Raw genomic sequence first — 19,029 nt, forward strand, 5'->3', positions numbered from 1 at the left:
CTACCTTATAGCTGTTCCACAACCATGGCTACACCTTGCCCGCCACCTACGCAAAGGGATACTAGCCCCAATTCCACCGATCTTCGCTTCATCCCATGCAGCAGAGTTGTTAGGACACGCGCACCACTAGCACCAATTGGGTGACCTAGTGCAATCGCACCACCATATGGATTAACAATGGATGGATCAAGTTCTAAGTCTCGCATCACAGCAAGAGATTGCACCGAGAATGCTTCATTTAGTTCCACAAGTCCAATGTCGTTCATTGTTAATCCAGCCGATTGCAATGCGAGGCGGACGGCAGGAACAGGTCCAAGTCCCATATAAGCTGGATCTACACCCGCTGCCGCGAACGAGCGAATTTTAGCAAGTGGTTGTAAATCTAGTTCCATTGCTCGCTCTTTCGAGCATACGACAACCGCCGCGGCACCATCATTAATGCCTGAACTGTTTCCGGCTGTTACACTCCCATCCCTTTGAAAAGAAGGCTTGAGCTTCGCCAGCATATCGATTGTCATGCCAGCTCGTGGGTGTTCATCGGCTACAATAGATACCGGTTTTCCTTTTTTATCGAAATAAGTAACAGGTGTTAGTTCTTCATCAAACATACCTGTTAAACGAGCTTGCTCTACTTTCTGCTGACTAGACAAAGCAAAAGCATCCTGCTCCTCACGCGTAATCCCGTACTTAGCTGCAATGGACTCTGCAGTAATTCCCATACCTATATCTAGGATTGCACAAGCTAATCCGTCGTTCATCATTACATCTACCAGCTGTCCGTCACCCATCCGGTAACCCGTACGAGCTTTCTTCAGTATATAAGGTGCCTGGCTCATATTTTCCATACCACCTGCAACCATTAATTGGGCTTCGCCGCTTCGTATCGTTTGCACTGCCTGCATCACAGCCTTTAGTCCTGATCCGCACACGATATTAATCGTTGTGGCATTAGCCGTATAGGGAATCCCTGCCTTCATCTGTGCCTGCCGTGCTGGATTCTGTCCAAGTCCAGCTTGCAATACATTGCCCATTAGCACCTCATCTACTGCTTCTCCAGGAACATTCGCTCGTTTTAACGCTTCTTGGATGACATGTGCTCCTAGTTCAACAGCGGATACATCTTGAAGTCCTCCAAGAAATGAACCAATTGGAGTACGTACGGCGCTTGCGATAACGATCTCTTTCATGACTATCTCCACCCACCTTGTATCGTGTATTTGTAGTAAACCATGATCGAGTTACAAATTAGTTACAAAAGCAAAAAAATCCTTCTTTTCCGAAGAATAGGAGGATTTTTTTCTAAAACATATATTTGATTATCTCGGAATGTACAAAATTTGACCGACTTGTACTTCCTCCGCGCTTTTTGCATTGTAATGCAACAGCTCACGTTGATTCACACTGTACTTACGTGCGATATTTTCGATATTGTCTTCTTTTTGTACAATGCACAATTTAACACTCTTAAATTTATTGTTGTCCGAATCTTCCCGAAGGAATAAACGACGCCATTCCAATCCATTCATCCGTGAAGAATCTGATTCTGTTACAGCCGGAACACTATCTACTCTCGTATCATTAGAACCGCTTGGCTTAATGAGCGATTGAATTCCGTAAGGCTTGCTTATCGGTTGCTCATGCGGCTCTTGCGTATGACTGTCAACAGATTGCTTACTCGCAAAAGCAACTTTTAACTCCTTGGGTTCTTCCATGACGATGTTCGAGATTGGAACTTCATAAGCAGCAACTGCATGATCCGCTGGTTGATGTTGAAAGTTAGCATTTAGATCAAACGGTGCCTGAAAGTTTGAATACGCATCCGCATGTGACTCATCTTCTTGCGACTGAGCTAGCACATGAGTTTGTGCTAGCTCATGCACCTGATCCTCAACAATTGGACGCACTTGATCCGGCTCAGTAATCGGTACATAAGCATCCGCTTTCGCTTCTGCATCCGAACTAGTAACGGATGGTTCAATAGCAGGCGCATGCCATTCGGACTTCACTTCATCCTCCCGATAATCAGGAGGAGGGGAATGCCACGGCTGATAGGTCTGGATAGGTTCAGCTGATGTCCATGGTTCATCGAGTGAAGCAACTCCCGACACTTGTTTCTCTACTTCATCTTCGTCTGCTTGATCCCAACGAGGAGCATTCATTTCATGCTTGAATGACATCTCCTCTTGCATCCAGGACGGTTCTGCGGGTTGGATCGATGTCACTTCAACACCATGTAGCGACAACACCCCTGTCACATTCAAATTTCGTGTAGAGAGCAGTTCTACATCGAAATTTTCAATCTCCACCATAATATCCTCAATCTTGTTAATTCGACTCATGGGCAGCGTAATTTCAACGGGTATAAGATGTTCCAATGTTCGCTTATCCGCATCGATATCACCAACATACTGCCCAGAAAGCAGTAAATTTCCTTTGAGAACCGCTTGTTCTTGTTGTACAACGACTTGAATATGTGGAACTAGTTCAACTTCAGTTAGTTCTTGAATGCCTATCGATTCATCCGCTAGATGAACGCGTTCATAAATATCGAATCGTAAGCCTTTCCCTTTATCAGCCACAATAATCGTCCTCCCTTCCCAATCAACCGATATCATCGTCTCTACGATTATATTGTGGGAGGGAGCCGAGCATGCCTACATTTTTCCGGAGGCACTTAACCCTTCGTACAACTCCTGCAAATCGGATGGGATCGGACACTCCAGTTCAATTGCTTCTGATGTAATAGGATGCTCGAAACTTAGTTTATATCCGTGAAGCGCTTGTCTAGGCAGCAGTTCTTGATTACCTCCATATAAACGATCCCCAATTAAGGGATGACCCAAGTAGCTTATATGAACGCGGATCTGATGTGTCCGACCTGTCTCTAGTTCAACCTCAACAAGCGCTGCATCTTTCATTTGTTCGATTACTCGATAGTGCGTTAGGGCTGCATCACCATTAGTCGATACTCGCCGCTTTCCTGTTGTGTGTCGATCCTTACCAATCGGTGCATCAATAGTCCCTTGAACTTTTGTAAAATGACCTTCTGCAATCGCCAAATACGTGCGGTTAATTGTCTTTTGACGCATCGCTTCATCAAGGTGAAGCTGGGCAAGTTCATTTTTTGCATACAAAACAAGTCCCGTTGTATCCGCATCTAAGCGATGTATATGCCGTACACGACACGCTTGTCCCGTCATTTCGTAATAAGAGGCTAACTGATTGCCGAGTGTCCCTACTTGATCTGGGGAAGCCGGATGAACCGCAATCCCTGCAGGTTTATTGACAACAAGGCACCAATCATCCTCGTAAACAATATCAACATCACCCCACTGTGAGACGAAAGGCCCAGATTGTTCCGGAAAAAGACGAAGTAATAGACGTCCGCCCTGTGACTTGATGTCACCGCGGCTCTTCAGTCGATTCCAATATTTAAGTGGGACTTGTATTTGGCGATTGACCTCTTCATAGGAAGATGCTTCATCTCCAGAAAGTGGAATTGACAGCCATTCTCCCTTACGTATCAAACCCCTCATCGCTTGCGCCCCATGTACATATAGAGTAAAATGCCTACTAACAATACGCCGAAACCAATGCATAGAACGATCAGTTCAAACGGAAAACCAAAGAAAAAATAACGTTTACCAAACATTTAGTCACCTAATTTCCAAAACATGATTATAAACTTTAACAATTACCATTATATTAACATCCTTTTCTATGATAGAATAGGAGAGGCTTTCGTACTGTTTTTTTACAAAAATCGACATATATCTACACCGACTACAACTATTATATGTGTAATTTAATAAATAAAAAAGATCCCAAGCTGAGGATCTTAGGAGTGTGAGAACAATTGAATAAGCAAGGTTTATTTAGCAGTATTGGCAATTGGGGCACTTTTAAGCGAGCTCTATTATTAGTTACACTAGCTATCTTTTTTTCCTCATCCTTCTTATATTTCACAGGACCAGGAAGTAAAATTCGGATGTTCCTAGCCGAAACCGTTATTACAACCCAGCATCGAGATTGGGCATGGATCTTCGTCGGTAGTGAAAAACGTGATGAAATGGTTGCTGCTATGCAGCGAATGAGTGATGATAATGCAGAAGAAAAACAAGACTTAGGCGCTGTTACACGTCGTAAGCACGAAGGTAAACTTGCTGAAGTCGTTGATATTAAAGGTGATACATGGGTTGGTAAAAAAATGTACGTGTACGATCCACATGCAATTCGTGTCGTTGTCCCACATAAACAAGGGGAGGGAGAACGCATTACTTCGATGGTGGAACGTACTGGAGCTATCGGTGGTGTAAACGGCGGTGGTTTCAGTGATCCAGAAGGTTTAGGTAATGGATTTGCCGCAATTGGTGCGATTATGTCTGGCGGCAAACTTCTATTTACAGATACAGGCGATGATGTTGGTCAACATATCGTAGGATTTACCAAAGACGGAACACTTATTATCGGTAAATATTCCGTTAATGAATTACGAAAACTAGGTGTAACTGAAGCTGTATCGTTCTATCCACGTGTTATTGCTAACGGTAACCCACTTATTACGAAAGGTGATGGCGGTTGGGGTCGTGCTCCGCGTACAGCAGTTGGACAACGTGCAGATGGAACAGTTATCTTTATCGTAATTGATGGGCGTCAAGCACACAGTGTCGGCGCTACACTTCGCGAAGTTCAAGATTTACTTTTAGAAGAAGGCTGTATTAATGCTGGATTCTTAGATGGCGGTGCTTCTTCTGAGATGGTATTTAATAATGAACTGCTTACGAGTCCATCTTCTCGTTACGGTGAGCGTCGATTACCAACTGGTTTCTTAGTATTTGAAAATCCTGAATCCATTAAAGTTGACGGCGTATGGGATGGCTTAACGAATATTGATCCAGGCGGCAGTTATGACCACCCGGATTACATTAAAGAGCAGCAAGATAAAGCCAAGAAAAATCAAAACAGCAACAACAACAACAACAAACAAAATAGTCCTACCAAAAAGCCAGAGGGATCTCCTCCCTCTGGCAACAATAAAAATTCATCTACTGAGTCTTCTAATCAAGAATCAAGTACCAAACCAACGACAAAATCAGAGCAATCACCTGCTACAGAATCTAAGGAGCAGAATGAAACACAGCATGCTCCAGCGAACAATAACAATAATGAAGTTGTACCTTCTCAAACACCTTAATACATACGATTCACAGAAAAGAGCACGAACCGAGTTACATTGATAACTCGGTTCGTGCTCTTCATTTATATGCTGTGTTGTCTATTTAGCGAGTTTTTCTAACGCACGGCGGTTCGCAGTAATCGTAATCTCGATATCTTCATCCGTATGTGCTGCCGATACGAACATACCCTCAAACTGGGATGGCGCGATCGAAATGCCTTGATCCAGCATATTAGAGAAGTACGCTTTAAACATCTCCAAATTAGACTGTTTTGCGATATCGTAATTCGTCACTTTCTGATCGATGAAGAACGGACATACCATCGAACCTACACGGTTAATCGTACAAGGAATACCAAGCTCCTGCGCATTACGCGTAAAGCCCTCTTCAAGACGTGCCGCTTTGCGCTCAAGATCCTCATATACACCTGGTTCACCAAGAAGCTTAAGTGTCGTATAACCAGCAGCCATTGCAAGTGGGTTACCTGACAACGTACCCGCTTGATAAATCGGACCACTCGGTGCAATTTGCTCAAGAATTTCACGTTTACCACCGTAAGCGCCAACTGGCAGTCCACCACCAATGACTTTACCTAGGCACGTAATATCCGGGTCGATACCTAACAAACCTTGAGCAGAATGTAAGCCCACACGGAAACCTGTCATGACTTCATCAAAAATAAGCAATGCGCCGTACTCTTTCGTTACACGGCGAAGTCCCTCCAAGAAGCCTGGAAGCGGTGGAACAACCCCCATATTACCTGCGATTGGTTCAACAATGATCGCTGCAATGTCTTCACCAAAGCGCTCAAACACAAGCTCCACAGTTGCTAGATCGTTATATGGGACCGTAATTGTATTACTTGCAACGCTTTCCGGTACACCGGGCGAATCCGGAAGACCGAGTGTCGCAACGCCTGAACCTGCTTTAATGAGCAAGGAATCTGCATGACCATGATAGCTACCTTCGAACTTCAAGATCTTGTTGCGCTTCGTATAGCCGCGTGCAAGACGAATCGCACTCATCGTTGCCTCTGTGCCCGAGTTCACCATACGTACAATCTCCATCGATGGAATGCGAGATGTAACAAGCTTCGCCATCTCTGTCTCAATTAGTGTCGGTGCTCCAAAGCTCATACCCTTAAGCGCAGTCTGTGTTACCGCCTCAACCACTTCAGGATGTGCATGTCCCATAATGAGCGGACCCCATGAGCATACATAATCGATGAATGTATTGCCATCAATATCATATACGCGTGAGCCTTGACCACGATCCATATAGACAGGTGTTAATCCTACAGAGCGAAACGCCCGAACCGGGGAGTTAACGCCTCCAGGTATATATTGCTTCGCTTCAGCAAATGCCGCAGCAGAACGTGTATCTTTTCTAGTTGTATTCGTCATTACCCTAGCCCCCATCCTACTTCATTGTTTCTTTCATATGCCCAACAATGTATTCGGCAGCTTCACGACCTTGTCGAATACAATCCGGCAACCCTACCCCATGGAAACAAGCGCCTGTAGCCCATACGTGCGGCATTACTTGCTTCAAATCGTTACGCAATGTTTCAATCCGATCCAGATGCCCAACACCATATTGCGGCATCGAGCGATGAAGTGGTGTAACTTCTGTAAACAATGGTTCTGCTTGTATTCCCATGATTTCTTGCAAGTCTTGGCGTACGCGCTGAACCATCTGCTCTTCAGTCAATTGCGTCCATTCCTGCTGACCCGAACGTCCTACGTAACAGCGAATGAGCACTTTATCTTTAGGCGCGGTATGCAGCCATTTTTCCGAAGTAAAGGTACATGCCGTTATAAAGCGTTTTTCACTACGCGGAATAACAAATCCTGATCCATCAAAATTGTAATTCAGTTCATCGCGTTTGTAAGCGAGAACAACATTGGCTACCGACACATACTCCAATTTATCAAGAACGGCTGAACTTGCAATATCGGCCAGCAATTTCGCTGTCTGATAAGCAGGTAACGCAATGATCACGTAATGAACAATCTCTTTGGTACCGTCTGATAGGAACAGTTCATAGCTGTCTTGTCCCACTTGTTTAACAATGCGATCAACAACGATATTATTGTACAAATCTGCATGATCCTGCAGCGCACCGAGTAAACCATCGACTAGCGTCTTGAGTCCCTTACGATACGTCATGAACATCGATTTACCAGCTGCTGATGGTATACTGGGTAAATTAGGCTGAGGCGCCTTTTTCGCACGCATTGTACCTAATATTAAACTTCTATATTTACGTTCCATATTTGCAAATTGAGGGAATGTCGCTTGTAAAGAAAGCTCATGCGTATCCCCTGCATAAATGCCTGCAAGTAGTGGTTCTGCAATGCGGTCTAGTACTTCACTTCCAAGTCGCCGTTCAAGAAAGTCACCCAATGACTCATCCGCTATATCATCTCTTCGCGGAAGGATAAGATCCATTAATGCCCGAAGTTTGCCTGCAGGTGAAATTAACGATGTTCCGATAAAAGGTGAAATTTTGGACGGAATGCCCAGCACAAGCCCATCTGGCATCGGATGCAACTCTCCACGATGCAAAATATATGTCTTCTTCGCATCTGGATTAGTGCCTGTTAACTCCCCTTCTAAACCAAGCTCCTTCGTAAGTTCAATGATTGGCAATTTACGGGACAAGAATGAATCCGGTCCTTTTTCAAAAAGAATACCCTCGCGCTGTTTCGTATGAATCTTACCGCCAAAGTGCGGTGAAGCCTCATACACTTGAATTTCAGCTTCAAGACCTTGTTTCTCTAGTTGTTTATGCACATAATAAGCGGCACTTAATCCTGTTATGCCGCCACCTATGACTGCAATTTTCTTTGTTTGAAGTTCCATCGGGATCTAACCTTTCATAAGCGAGTTTACTCGCTAAGCTTCGCATATACAGCATCACTTAAGGTTTGCATATAAAGCGGGTCTGAATTGAGTGAAGCTGTACGTGTAAGCTTCATTCCGAGTTCAGCTGCTACCTCTTTTGCTTCAATATCCAGATCATAAAGAACTTCCAAATGATCGGATACGAATCCTAGCGGACATACGAGTACATTTCGAATCGACTCTTCTTGCTTAATTGTCTGTACGACATCAAGAATGTCTGGACCCAGCCATGGCACGGATGTACGTCCTGCACTTTGCCATGCAAACTGCCAGTCAGCGACACCTGCAGCTTCCGCTACAGCACGGGATGTCTCTAGTAATTGGGTTGGATATGGATCTCCCATTTCCACAATTTTCTCTGGCAAGCTGTGTGCTGAGAATAACACACGAACAGGCTCTCCATCAAATCCCAATAAACTTGTTCGTACACGCTCTGTCAATGCTTGAACCAGCTTAGGATGTAAATGATAGCTTTCTACAAAGGTCATTGCAAGACCAAGCTCGTCTGCTTTCTCTTGTGCGCGCTTGATATAAGCACCTACACTCATTGTCGAATAATGTGGAGCAAGCACAATACCAACACCGCGTGATACGCCTGCTTTCACCATCTGCTCAACACCATCTTCAATGTAAGGGGATGCATGCTTGAGTCCTTGATAACAGCTAAAGCGTTTATCTGGATGCGCTTGGTTGAGTGTTGCTTCAAGTGTTGTTACCTGATCATTCGTATGTTGGCGAAGTGGGAAGACCCCGCCTACAATCGCTTCGTAACGCTCTGTCAATTCAGCGAGCTGCTCAACGCTTGGAGCATGACCTCTGCGAATGTGTGTATAGTATTGTTCGATATGATCCATGCTCTCCGGTGTGCCATAGGACATCACCAGTACACCAATATGTTCTCTTTCCACTTATACCCACTTCTTTCTATATAAAGTCTGCCTCTTATCTGGGTGATTTATGATTTTGTTAAGCAAGAACGAGAGTACGTATGAATATAGCTTGTGAGTTCACGAAGCTTATCTAGTGATGCCTCAGGGAACAATCCGTGTCCAAGATTAAAAATAAATCCTGGCTGCGTAAGCCCTTCATCAATAATTTGCTTCGCATGTTCTTCAATCACAGACATCGGAGCTGTGAGTACGTAAGGGTCCAAGTTCCCTTGAACGGCAAAGCGATGATCTAGACGTTTACGTCCTTCATTAATACCGATGCGCCAGTCAAGTCCGATTACATCTGCTTTAATATCATGTAAACTCGGGAGCAATTCACCCGATGCGACACCTGGGAAATAAATTTTCACTTGTGGCAAGTCTGCAATTCCTTCGAAAATTCGCTTAATCGTCGGCAACACATATCTTTCAAAGTCAGACGGTTTAAGTGCACCTACCCAAGAATCAAATAGCTGAATCGCTTTCGCGCCATTTGCAATTTGAGCACGCAAATAAGTCGTCACCATATCACCAAGCTTATCCATCAGCGCAAACCACACTTCCGGATTCCCGTACATCATCTCTTTCGTACGAATATAGCTCTTGGAAGGGCGACCTTCGATTAAATAGGATGCAATCGTAAATGGTGCACCTGCAAACGTAATAAGAGGAACCGTTAATTCACGATCCAAGATGCGAATTGTCTCAAGCACATGCCCAAGATCTCCTTCTACATCTATAGGACGAAGACGCTCCACATCGGCTTTTGTGCGAATCGGATTGTCAATCACAGGACCAACGTTCGCAACTATATCAAAATCAATACCGATCGAAGCAACCGGATTCATAATATCTGAATATAAAATAGCAGCATCAACGCCTAGCTTCTGAACAGGCATTAACGTAACCTCTGCAGCAAGCTCAGGTTGTGCACAAATTTCTAGTAAAGAATACTTCTCTTTTATTTTTCGATAATCAGGATCGTAACGTCCAGCTTGGCGCATATACCATACGGGTAGCGTGTCAATCTCTTGTTTCCTGCAAGCACGTATAAAGTTATCGTTGTAAGTCATCAGACACCTCTTTGAAACTTTTTTCACTGCTACCTATTATTATGCCCTAAAGGCCTATGGGTCACAACCGAGCTACTGCCGGATTTTCCGACAAATATATGACAAAGAACCATGTTTCATCAAGAGAAACATGGTTCTAATAACAACATATGGCGCGCTTGCCAATGATCTATTTCACTCGCAACATCAATTAATTTTGGCGAAGCCAGCTTGCCGCATCTTTTGCAAAATAAGTCAGGATAATATCAGCACCTGCACGCTTAAATCCTGTTAAAGTTTCTAGCACAATCGCACGCTCATCGATCCAACCATTCGCTGCTGCTGCTTTCACCATAGAGTACTCAGCAGATACGTTATAAGCTACAATCGGCAAATCAAAATTGTCCTTCAGTCTACGAATGACGTCCATGTATGCAAGGGCAGGTTTCACCATTAAGAAGTCCGCACCTTCAATGACATCACTCTCCGCTTCACGAAGTGCTTCCATACTATTGGCTGGATCCATCTGATACGTCTTGCGATCTCCGAATTGAGGAGCAGAATGAGCAGCATCACGGAATGGGCCATAGAAAGCAGAAGAATATTTAACGGAATAAGACATGATTGGAATATGAGACAATCCTGCTTCATCTAAACCTTCACGAATTGCCGCAACAAAGCCGTCCATCATATTGGATGGTGCAATAATATCAGCACCTGCTCGCGCTTGGGATACGGCAGTGCGTGTAAGTAACGCTAAAGACTCATCATTCGTTACATCCGCACGACCTGTTGTTGGATCATGATGGATAACACCGCAATGACCTGTATTCGTGAACTGGCACAAGCAAGTGTCTGCAATGACAAGCAATTCAGGATACAACGCTTTAATGCGGCGAGTCGCCTGTTGAACGATCCCTTGCTCATCATAAGCAGATGAACCGACTTCATCCTTGTGATCCGGTACACCGAACAATAGAATGCCTTGAATGCCAAGTTCAGCAATCTGATGCACTTCTTCATCCATACGATCTAATGAAAAATGATAAACACCCGGCATCGATGGAATCTCTTCCTTCACATTCGTATCATGTGTAACGAATAAAGGTTGAATAAGATCATGAACCGTAAGTGTGGTTTCACGAACTAAATTACGCATAGCAGCTGAGCTGCGCAAACGACGATGACGTACTGTAGGAAATGCCATAACATTCCTCTCCCCTCTGAATCTCGTTAATCTCGTGATGTAATAAGCGCGTCAATAAGACCTTGAATCGTAGCTTCTTCGGCAAGTATCGACACATCCAGACCAAATTCTCTTGCCGTCTCTGCTGTCTTGGGACCGATACAAGCTACTCGAACACCTGCAAGGAGTTCAATTGGCTCTTTCACACCGCTAGCTGCAAGAGCCTCAAACAAATTGCGTACAGTAGACGAACTTGTAAACGTAACGACACCAATTGCACGTTCTTCTAACAATCGAACAACTTCATCGCTGTCTTCCGTACAAGGGATATTCTCATAAGCTTCCACTTTCGAGACTTCAATACCTAGTAACGAAAGCTCCTCAGTCAAAAAGCCTCGTGCCAATCGATTGGTTGGAATAAGCACCTTATCGCCTTGTTTGAGATGCGTACGAACCGCTTCTAGCAAATCTTCCGCTTGAAATTTCTCTGGATAAATATCGACTACAATGCCTCGCTCACTTAATGCTTCTGCTGTTTTCGGACCAACTGCCGCAATCTTCGCACCAGTAAGTGCACGTATATCGAGTCCAAGCTCACGCAAACGGCGGAAGAAGTAATCCACCCCGTTACTACTCGTGAAAAATACCCATTCATACGCAGCAAGGTTATGAAGTGCGTGATCTAGTGTCGCTAACACTTCCGGTGAAGTCGGTGCTTGAATGGAGATGACAGGGAATTCAATTGCTTCGCCCCCGAGTTCATCAATCGCTTCTGCAAGCTCGCTTGCTTGGCTTCTCGCCCGTGTCACTAGAATACGCTGACCGAATAACGGCTTCTTCTCAAACCATGCAAGCTTCTCACGCAAGCTGACCACCTCACCGATAATAATGACAGCTGGTGATTGGAAGTTTGCTTCCCGTACTTGATCGACGATCGTCTCAAGTGTGCCGACAAGCGTACGCTGCTCCATCCAAGTTCCCCAACGAATAATGGCTACAGGCGTACTTAACGGCTTGCCGTTATCAATCAATCTCGAACAGATTTGCTCCAAGTTGGCAACACCCATCAAAAACACCATGGTGCCAACAGCCTTCGCCAAATGTTCCCATTCTAACCTAGAGTATGTCTTATTCGGATATTCATGCCCAGTAACGACTGCAAAGGAAGACGTTAAATCGCGATACGTAACCGGAATTCCTGCATAAGCAGGTACGGCGATAGCCGAAGTGACACCTGGCACGATTTCAAACGCAATATTGTTATTAGCTAACGTTTCTGCTTCCTCGCCAACCCGACCAAATACAGTCGGATCGCCGCCTTTCAGGCGAGTGACGACATGACCTTCTATTGCTAAATCAACTAAAAGTTGATTGATTTCATGTTGTTTCATCATATGTTTGTCTGGCAGTTTACCGACAAATATGAGCCTAGATCCCGTTTTACGGTGCTTAAGTAGGCGCGGTGAAGCGAGTCTGTCATAGACGATAACGTCCGCCTTTTGAATCGCTTCAAGTCCACGAATCGTGATGAGTTTGGGATCCCCGGGGCCAGCCCCTACGAGATACACTTTCCCATGATTCACTGAACTTCCTCCCTCACCTCAGCTAAAATACGATCTGCGCCGCGAGCCTTGAGCTTCGCAGCGACTGCAAGTCCGAGCTCTTCCGGATTCGTACCGGAGAGCTCTTCGCGAAGGAGCGTCTTGCCATCGGGCGTACCCACGATGGCAGAGATCGTAAGCAGCGGCTCCGCCCCGCTGCCTGTATCAGGCGCCACGACTGCGTAGGCGCCCAGAGGTACTTGGCAGCCGCCGTTGAGGCTGCCCAGGAACGCGCGCTCCGCTCGCACAGCGAGCGCGGTTGGTTCATGCTGGAACCTGCCGAGCAGTTCCAGGACAAAGCCATCGCCGCCGCGACATTCGATGCACAGTGCCCCCTGCCCAACGGCAGGTACACAGTGCTCCGGCGGCAGCAAGTGCTCCGTGCGATCCGCCCAGCCCATCCGCCGCATACCGGCGGATGCGAGCACGATCGCATCAAAGCCTTCGGATTCGAGCTTGCGCAGCCTCGAATCGATATTACCACGGATCGATGCGATGCGCAGATCCGGACGTCTATGCTGCAGCTGGCTTGCGCGGCGCAGCGAGCTTGTGCCGACGAGTGCGCCTTGCGGCAGATCGTCGAGCGTGTATCCTTTTCCAGAGATTAAGCAATCTCTTGCATCTTCACGCTCTGGAATCGCTCCAATCACTAGACCTTCTGGCAATTCAAATGGCATATCTTTCATCGAGTGAACGGCCATATCAATTTCACCGTCAAATAGCGCCTGTTCGATCTCTTTTACGAACAAGCCCTTACCACCGACTTTCGATAATGTCACGTCGAGGATCCGGTCACCCTTGGTTACAATTTTCTTGATCTCAAATTCACATGCGATGCCATGCTGCTCACACAATTGCTTCAATTGATCGACAACTTGTCCCGTCTGTGTCAATGCAAGAGCACTTTGTCTTGTTCCCACCACAATCTTACGCATCGAATCTCTCCTCCCACAACTGCACTCTATTATTCAATCTATTTAATGTTGCTAGATTCGGCTGCAGCTCGAGCTCAAGCCAAATAAGCTCTTTTATCGGCAACCATACGGATTTCCCTTGTCGAATAAGCGGTAATAACTCCAACTTCAGAATACCACGGAACAATTCCTTCCGCTCTTCTCTTAATTGTACCCAATCTTTCAACTTCACGCGAAGTTCTTGCAAAAATTCCAGATAAATCTCGTATTCTTCCCCATATCGCTCTTCGAGTTCTCGCTTAATCCCAGCAGCGAGTGCTGGACTTGCGCCACCTGTTGAGATCGTGATGTTAAGGTCGCCCCTTCGCAACACAGCAGGTACAGTGAAGTCACCGAACTGCGCATGATCGACTCGACACACAAGAGCATGAGACTCAGCTGCATCACGAGCAACTTGCTCATTTATCGCTTGCTCTGAAGTAGCTGTGAATACAAGTCGATACGGATACTTCTGAAAAATGTCCTTTGTATCACTCGTATAATTGCCTTCCAACCACACTACCAGACTATCATCAATTAAATCTTTCAATCGATCCGTGACATGAGGCGAGAGAAGATGTACGATTGCTCCGGCTTCTAACAAGCCGCTTACTTTACGTTCAGCTACTTGTCCGCCACCGACGACTAAACAAGTCTGATTCACGAGATTGATCATAATCGGATAGGGATAACCCATGCTTATCACTTCCAGCCGTGAAAGGTTGATATACCGTTTGTCACCACAAAATTTAAGACCACGATAGCAAACGCAGCTAAATTCCATTTCGCAAGCCGAATACCAGGCAGTTTAATTCCATAATTCAAGAACAAGTACCCCGCATATACGAGCAGCAATGATAACGAGAAGATGACCTTCACATCATAGAATAAAGTCGCGTCCCCTTCAATCGTTATCCAAGCAATTCCAAGTGCTAATGCTAACAATAACAACGGAAATCCAATAATCACACACTTATGCATATACTTCTCTGCATTATACAAAGCAGGCATCCGCTTCATCGTTGCCGACCAATCTTTCGTCTTAAGCTTGCGGTGAACAAATATATACATGCCCGAGAATACGGCACTAGCTGTAAACGCCACGTAACTTGCAAGCGCGAGTGTAATATGCATGAACAGCAGCTCATCACTCATTTTCCAATTCGCAAGAGAAGGCTTTACTGCTGGATTACTAAAGAAGTTAATCGCTAAGATCCCAAACCCAACGACATTAACGAGGAACACGAACAATTCAATTCGAACAAACCGACTGACGATAAATGAAACGGTAATAATGAGCCATGAAAATAATAATAACGTCTCAAACATTGAAACATTATTCAAATGTTTGAGTGCGGATGTTACCAGATACACGGTCTGAAGCACCCATACAAACAAAAGCAGCCCCGCACCCATCCGCTTAGCACTCCGGCTTGCCCGGGCAAAATCGGAGAAATAAAACAGAAGGCTCAGGGCATAGATATAGAGAATCGCATCATAAAACACACTGTGAGTAATCATAGGTTCCTCTATGGAAGAGCAAGCGTCGTCATCTCACGCTGCCATCCTTGCACGGTAGTTGATGACTGCTCATTTTCTTTACTGGGATTGTGCTGCTTCTCATCGGATTCCATATGCTGCTCAGCCAATATCTCTTCTAGTGCGAATATTTGTGTAAAATAATCCAGTGCTTCATCACCATGACGCTGTGCGGACATTTCCTTAATTCGAACAATGGGATCACGTAGCATCTGATTCACAATGCTCTTCGTCAGCTTACGAATCACTTTGATCTGCCGCTCATCTAGCTCAGGCAGTTTCTTAAGCAAGCTGTCCATCGTCTCTTCGTGAACACTGCTCGCTTTTTGATGAAGCGCTTGAATGAGAGGAGCTACACCGAGTGTACGCTGCCACATCTCAAAGGCAATCATCTCGTTATCAATCATCAGCTCAATTTTGGCTGCTTCTTTTTGGCGTTCTTCCATGTTGCTTTCAACAAGTGCTTCCAAATCATCGATATCGTACAAAAAGACGTTCGCAAGCTCGCCGATTTTCGGATCTGCATCACGTGGTACTGCGATATCCATCATAAAGAGTGGACGCGATTTACGCTGCGCCACAACCGTTTGCAGCATTTTGTGCGTTAAGACAAACTCTGTCGCACCTGTAGAGGTAATGACGACATCCACTTCAGTCAGCAGCTCTGCTAGACGCTCAAATTGACACGCTGTGCCCCCTGCCGACTCGGCAAGCTCAAGTGCCTTGCTGAATGTTCGATTCACGACGTAAAGCTGTTTCAGTCCGCTAACGCGTAAGTGTTTGAGTGTAAGCTCTCCCATTTTGCCAGCACCGACGATTAGTACTTTCTTATTCGCATAAGAACCAAATATACGTTTGCCAAGCTCGACTGCTGCATACGATACGGATACCGCGTTTTCTGCAATCGAAGTCTCGTAATGTGCGCGCTTAGCCGTTGTAATCGCTTGTTTGAACAATTCGTTGAACATCGTGCCTGTTGCTTGATTTTGCTGAGCAAGGAAGAAAGCATCTTTCACTTGTCCCAAAATTTGCGTCTCGCCAATAATCATTGAATTGAGTCCTGCTGTCACTTTAAATAAATGACGAATTGCCTTGTCTTCTTCATAGCTATATAAGTAATCCCGGAATTGCTCCCTAGGAACATTGAACCATTTTTCAATAAAACCACGGATGTAATGGGAATAGCGAGGAAGCTTATCCACCACCGCGTAAATTTCCGTACGATTACATGTGGCTACAACGACACACTCAAGCACGCTTTTTGTATTCTTCAGTTCTTGCAATGCTTGTGGCAAGTCGCCTTGTGCGAATGTAAATTTCTCACGTACTTCTACTGGAGCTGTACGATGGTTTAAGCCGACGACAACAATATGCATGTGTCTCACTTCCTTCTTCGCCCGGATTATATGCCATAGTACATTATATCACAAGCGAAAGTCCTAATCCTTAGCCAAGTTTGAACTATCTATGAATTACTTGCGCTAGGTAAATCTTCCTACCACCCGAATCTTCATCGACCTGTACGTCAAATTCGCCTTTAAGTTCTGTTGTATTAACTACAGCATGATTATTCTGAATCCGTATATCCGTTTCTTTGATCGGAATGATGTATTCCGCCTTGCTTCCAGCTTTATAGCGTATGCCGATCGTCTTCTGATTTGCCTGTATATGCACACCACCAAATTTACCAACCACATTCGTCAGCAAGTCAATCGCTACTGCATCAAGATGAAATTGTCCATCTATGCGTATATTCAGTCCTTCATTACGATTGCGACTCGCAATCACAAGAAGCGGAATTTCCTTGTTATCATAATCACTTAAAAAGCTGCTAATTGCTTGATCTGTCTTGCGACTATTCTTCTGTGCAATATTTCGATAATTGTCCATTACATCTGCCCACTTCTCGATCTTAAGTGGGTTAATTCCTTCGAACAGCAGTTCAACCGGCGTTACGCCTTGCTCTGCTTTCTTCTTCCAACGCAAATCTGATTCATCGGCAATCAGACCCGCAAGCTTCACTAATTCAGCGCTTTCCTGCCTTATCGTCGTCACATCTTCACGAGTCGTCTCTTTCAACCGTCGAACCAAGTACGTCCGCAGCTTCGCCGTGTTCGCCTTCATACCAAGCTTACCATACGCGTCTGCCATCGTATCGACGTAATGTGCTGTCCCTTCCACTACATCTAAGCGTCTTACACGCTCTTCATCCTCTGGGAACTCCCACTTCCACATTTGATACATATACGCTGCATGCGTGAGATGTTTCTCCCGATTTTCTTTATCCAGATAAGCTTCATAAAGCTTATCAATCATAGCAAGGCGATACGTTCTCGGACCTATATCTATCGGATAGGAAAGCGAACGATCCTTCGATTGAGCGGGTAAGTTTTCATTCCATTTCGAAGATTGAACAATGTCATGAAATAGGACATGAGTCCCAAGAGGGAAAGCAAAAGGAGTTCCATAGGACATACCGAATTGATCAGAAGTCATGTATGTTTTGAGGTGATTCATAATCTCTTCTTGGTTCATATAGACAAGTACACTTGCTTGCCTTTGCCATTTACCCGCTGAATAACCACCTGGTATACCCTCAATATTGCTTGGCATCTCAAATGATCGGAGCACTTCCTCCAGAGGCAGTTCCCGCAAACCTTTGGGGTACACATCCCACACACACTTACCGTCAGTTAGCAGCATATGAAAGCGCGAGAAGTTCACATTAGGCCAAATAACCGACATGTACGGCCAAACCTTACTCGACATCAGCTGCACATAATTGGCATATTCTTCTGAATTGCCTGCCTGTTTTTTATTTTGAATGTGTAATTGGTTAGAATCGCTATTCGGTCTTGCATCTTTCTTAATAGGAGCACAACCACTTGCAATCAGACACACACTAAGCATCATCACGGTGATTTTCTTCATCATGTTAACCGCTACCTTTCAGGTTACTTACCCATAATCTGGGACGTCCCCTTATTGTAACCATTCCTCAATCGCACTATTACGAACTGAGAATGTGGATGCGGCATCACGTCATTTATTTGTTTTGTAGTAACTTTCGCAGCTTGCTATTACTGTCTGAGAGAATCTTATTTTGCGTAGGTACTATTTCTTCTTTTGTAGTTAGCAGCTTTTCGTAGGCAGCATACATCTCACCTAGAAGTTTAGAAGCTTCTCTGAACACCTCAACCTCTTCACTCTTTAGCGGTCTTGATGCCCCTAGTTGCAGCCGCATCACATATTGCAGCAACTGCGGCATCCCATCGAGATCTGTAATCACGTCTTCTCCAAGTGCAGATCGTACTCGTTCATGGGTAAAAGAAACAGAGTATACCGCGCTTTTCACACCATCCAGCGCACTCGTCTGGGTCATTGGATTCAAGTTGCTAAGCTGTGAGCCTAACATCTCTAGTTGAAACAAGCTTACCTCATATAGCAGCTTTTCTGCGTTTCCATGATGTTCAGCATTGCCTCCACTGCCTCGCAATAATTGCACAGTTGGCCAAATTAGTACAATAGCCAGCACGATATACAGCACACTGCCATTTAATCGAAATGCTCGAAAACGCATTGTTAATGGATGCCCCCTTGTCAATGTTTGTCTACTCTTTTCATTGTATGGGGGGCTTAACAAACAAATAACCACGAACAATGTTCGTGGTTATCTTATCTTCAT

General features: G+C 45.0%; 16 protein-coding genes. 1 reads left to right on the forward strand and 15 read right to left on the reverse strand.

All coding sequences use genetic code 11. From position 1 onward, the window contains the following. Positions 1-5: 5 nt before the first annotated feature. The 3 genes from NV379_RS16065 to NV379_RS16075 all read right to left on the reverse strand — a co-directional run bounded on the left by NV379_RS16065 (position 6) and on the right by NV379_RS16075 (position 3,536). The gene (locus tag NV379_RS16065; RefSeq protein ID WP_258208337.1) at positions 6-1,187 is read right to left on the reverse strand and encodes an acetyl-CoA C-acetyltransferase; all 1,182 of its coding nucleotides are present in this window, start codon (positions 1,185-1,187) and stop codon (positions 6-8) included. Positions 1,188-1,316: 129 nt separating this feature from the next. Then, entirely contained in the window at positions 1,317-2,579 is a 1,263-nt protein-coding gene (locus tag NV379_RS16070) for a LysM peptidoglycan-binding domain-containing protein (RefSeq protein ID WP_258208338.1), read from the reverse strand. 75 nt (positions 2,580-2,654) lie between these two features. Then, a complete protein-coding gene (locus NV379_RS16075) occupies positions 2,655-3,536 on the reverse strand; it encodes an RluA family pseudouridine synthase (RefSeq protein ID WP_258208339.1) in 882 nt (293 codons plus the stop codon). A 320-nt stretch (positions 3,537-3,856) separates the two neighbouring features. Between NV379_RS16075 and NV379_RS16080 the strand changes: the two genes are divergently transcribed. Then, a complete protein-coding gene (locus tag NV379_RS16080; RefSeq protein WP_258208340.1) occupies positions 3,857-5,194 on the forward strand; it encodes a phosphodiester glycosidase family protein in 1,338 nt (445 codons plus the stop codon). A gap of 81 nt (positions 5,195-5,275) precedes the next feature. On the opposite strand, the gene hemL is transcribed toward NV379_RS16080, so the two are convergent. From hemL to NV379_RS16140, 12 genes are all read right to left on the reverse strand, one after another. Next, positions 5,276-6,580 (reverse strand): glutamate-1-semialdehyde 2,1-aminomutase, encoded by a 1,305-nt coding sequence (gene hemL, locus NV379_RS16085; RefSeq protein ID WP_258208341.1) that lies wholly within the window; start codon positions 6,578-6,580, stop codon positions 5,276-5,278. Between the two features lie 16 nt (positions 6,581-6,596). Next, positions 6,597-8,042 carry a protoporphyrinogen oxidase gene (gene hemG, locus NV379_RS16090; RefSeq protein ID WP_258208342.1) on the reverse strand — a complete coding sequence of 482 codons (1,446 nt, stop codon included), beginning with the start codon at positions 8,040-8,042 and terminating at the stop codon, positions 6,597-6,599. Positions 8,043-8,068: 26 nt separating this feature from the next. Next, positions 8,069-8,992 (reverse strand): ferrochelatase, encoded by a 924-nt coding sequence (hemH, locus tag NV379_RS16095; protein ID WP_258208343.1) that lies wholly within the window; start codon positions 8,990-8,992, stop codon positions 8,069-8,071. Between the two features lie 47 nt (positions 8,993-9,039). Next, positions 9,040-10,086 carry a uroporphyrinogen decarboxylase gene (hemE, locus tag NV379_RS16100; RefSeq protein WP_258208344.1) on the reverse strand — a complete coding sequence of 349 codons (1,047 nt, stop codon included), beginning with the start codon at positions 10,084-10,086 and terminating at the stop codon, positions 9,040-9,042. Between the two features lie 190 nt (positions 10,087-10,276). Continuing rightward, positions 10,277-11,272, reverse strand: coding sequence for a porphobilinogen synthase (hemB, locus tag NV379_RS16105; protein ID WP_258208345.1), 996 nt, complete (start codon positions 11,270-11,272; stop codon positions 10,277-10,279). A 26-nt stretch (positions 11,273-11,298) separates the two neighbouring features. After that, positions 11,299-12,834, reverse strand: coding sequence for a uroporphyrinogen-III C-methyltransferase (gene cobA / locus NV379_RS16110; protein ID WP_258208346.1), 1,536 nt, complete (start codon positions 12,832-12,834; stop codon positions 11,299-11,301). Next, complete coding sequence (gene hemC, locus NV379_RS16115) at positions 12,831-13,787, reverse strand: hydroxymethylbilane synthase (RefSeq protein ID WP_258208347.1); 957 nt, start codon at positions 13,785-13,787, stop codon at positions 12,831-12,833. The genes cobA and hemC overlap by 4 nt, the downstream gene beginning before the upstream one ends. Further along, positions 13,780-14,502, reverse strand: a complete 723-nt coding sequence (locus tag NV379_RS16120) for a precorrin-2 dehydrogenase/sirohydrochlorin ferrochelatase family protein (protein WP_258208348.1) — start codon at positions 14,500-14,502, stop codon at positions 13,780-13,782. The genes hemC and NV379_RS16120 overlap by 8 nt, the downstream gene beginning before the upstream one ends. A gap of 5 nt (positions 14,503-14,507) precedes the next feature. After that, positions 14,508-15,326, reverse strand: a complete 819-nt coding sequence (locus tag NV379_RS16125; protein ID WP_258208349.1) for a cytochrome C assembly family protein — start codon at positions 15,324-15,326, stop codon at positions 14,508-14,510. 8 nt (positions 15,327-15,334) lie between these two features. Continuing rightward, positions 15,335-16,720, reverse strand: coding sequence for a glutamyl-tRNA reductase (gene hemA, locus NV379_RS16130; RefSeq protein WP_258208350.1), 1,386 nt, complete (start codon positions 16,718-16,720; stop codon positions 15,335-15,337). An 85-nt stretch (positions 16,721-16,805) separates the two neighbouring features. Then, positions 16,806-18,278 carry a hypothetical protein gene (locus NV379_RS16135; protein ID WP_258208351.1) on the reverse strand — a complete coding sequence of 491 codons (1,473 nt, stop codon included), beginning with the start codon at positions 18,276-18,278 and terminating at the stop codon, positions 16,806-16,808. Positions 18,279-18,390: 112 nt separating this feature from the next. Beyond that, positions 18,391-18,924 carry an S-adenosylmethionine decarboxylase gene (locus NV379_RS16140; RefSeq protein ID WP_258208352.1) on the reverse strand — a complete coding sequence of 178 codons (534 nt, stop codon included), beginning with the start codon at positions 18,922-18,924 and terminating at the stop codon, positions 18,391-18,393. Positions 18,925-19,029 lie beyond the last annotated feature (105 nt).

The sequence above is a fragment of the Paenibacillus radicibacter genome, from assembly GCF_024721995.1.
Taxonomy (GTDB): domain Bacteria; phylum Bacillota; class Bacilli; order Paenibacillales; family NBRC-103111; genus Paenibacillus_AM; species Paenibacillus_AM radicibacter.

Excerpts from the sequence above, each read along its gene's own strand:
- NV379_RS16065 (WP_258208337.1), bottom strand. The coding sequence starts at position 1,187 with ATGAAAGAGATCGTTATCGCAAGCGCCGTACGTACTCCAATTGGTTCA.
- NV379_RS16075 (WP_258208339.1), bottom strand. The coding sequence starts at position 3,536 with ATGAGGGGTTTGATACGTAAGGGAGAATGGCTGTCAATTCCACTTTCT.
- hemL (WP_258208341.1), bottom strand. The coding sequence starts at position 6,580 with ATGACGAATACAACTAGAAAAGATACACGTTCTGCTGCGGCATTTGCT.
- hemG (WP_258208342.1), bottom strand. The coding sequence starts at position 8,042 with ATGGAACTTCAAACAAAGAAAATTGCAGTCATAGGTGGCGGCATAACA.
- hemE (WP_258208344.1), bottom strand. The coding sequence starts at position 10,086 with ATGACTTACAACGATAACTTTATACGTGCTTGCAGGAAACAAGAGATT.
- hemB (WP_258208345.1), bottom strand. The coding sequence starts at position 11,272 with ATGGCATTTCCTACAGTACGTCATCGTCGTTTGCGCAGCTCAGCTGCT.
- hemC (WP_258208347.1), bottom strand. The coding sequence starts at position 13,787 with ATGCGTAAGATTGTGGTGGGAACAAGACAAAGTGCTCTTGCATTGACA.
- NV379_RS16120 (WP_258208348.1), bottom strand. The coding sequence starts at position 14,502 with ATGGGTTATCCCTATCCGATTATGATCAATCTCGTGAATCAGACTTGT.
- NV379_RS16125 (WP_258208349.1), bottom strand. The coding sequence starts at position 15,326 with ATGATTACTCACAGTGTGTTTTATGATGCGATTCTCTATATCTATGCC.
- hemA (WP_258208350.1), bottom strand. The coding sequence starts at position 16,720 with ATGCATATTGTTGTCGTCGGCTTAAACCATCGTACAGCTCCAGTAGAA.
- NV379_RS16135 (WP_258208351.1), bottom strand. The coding sequence starts at position 18,278 with ATGATGAAGAAAATCACCGTGATGATGCTTAGTGTGTGTCTGATTGCA.
- NV379_RS16140 (WP_258208352.1), bottom strand. The coding sequence starts at position 18,924 with ATGCGTTTTCGAGCATTTCGATTAAATGGCAGTGTGCTGTATATCGTG.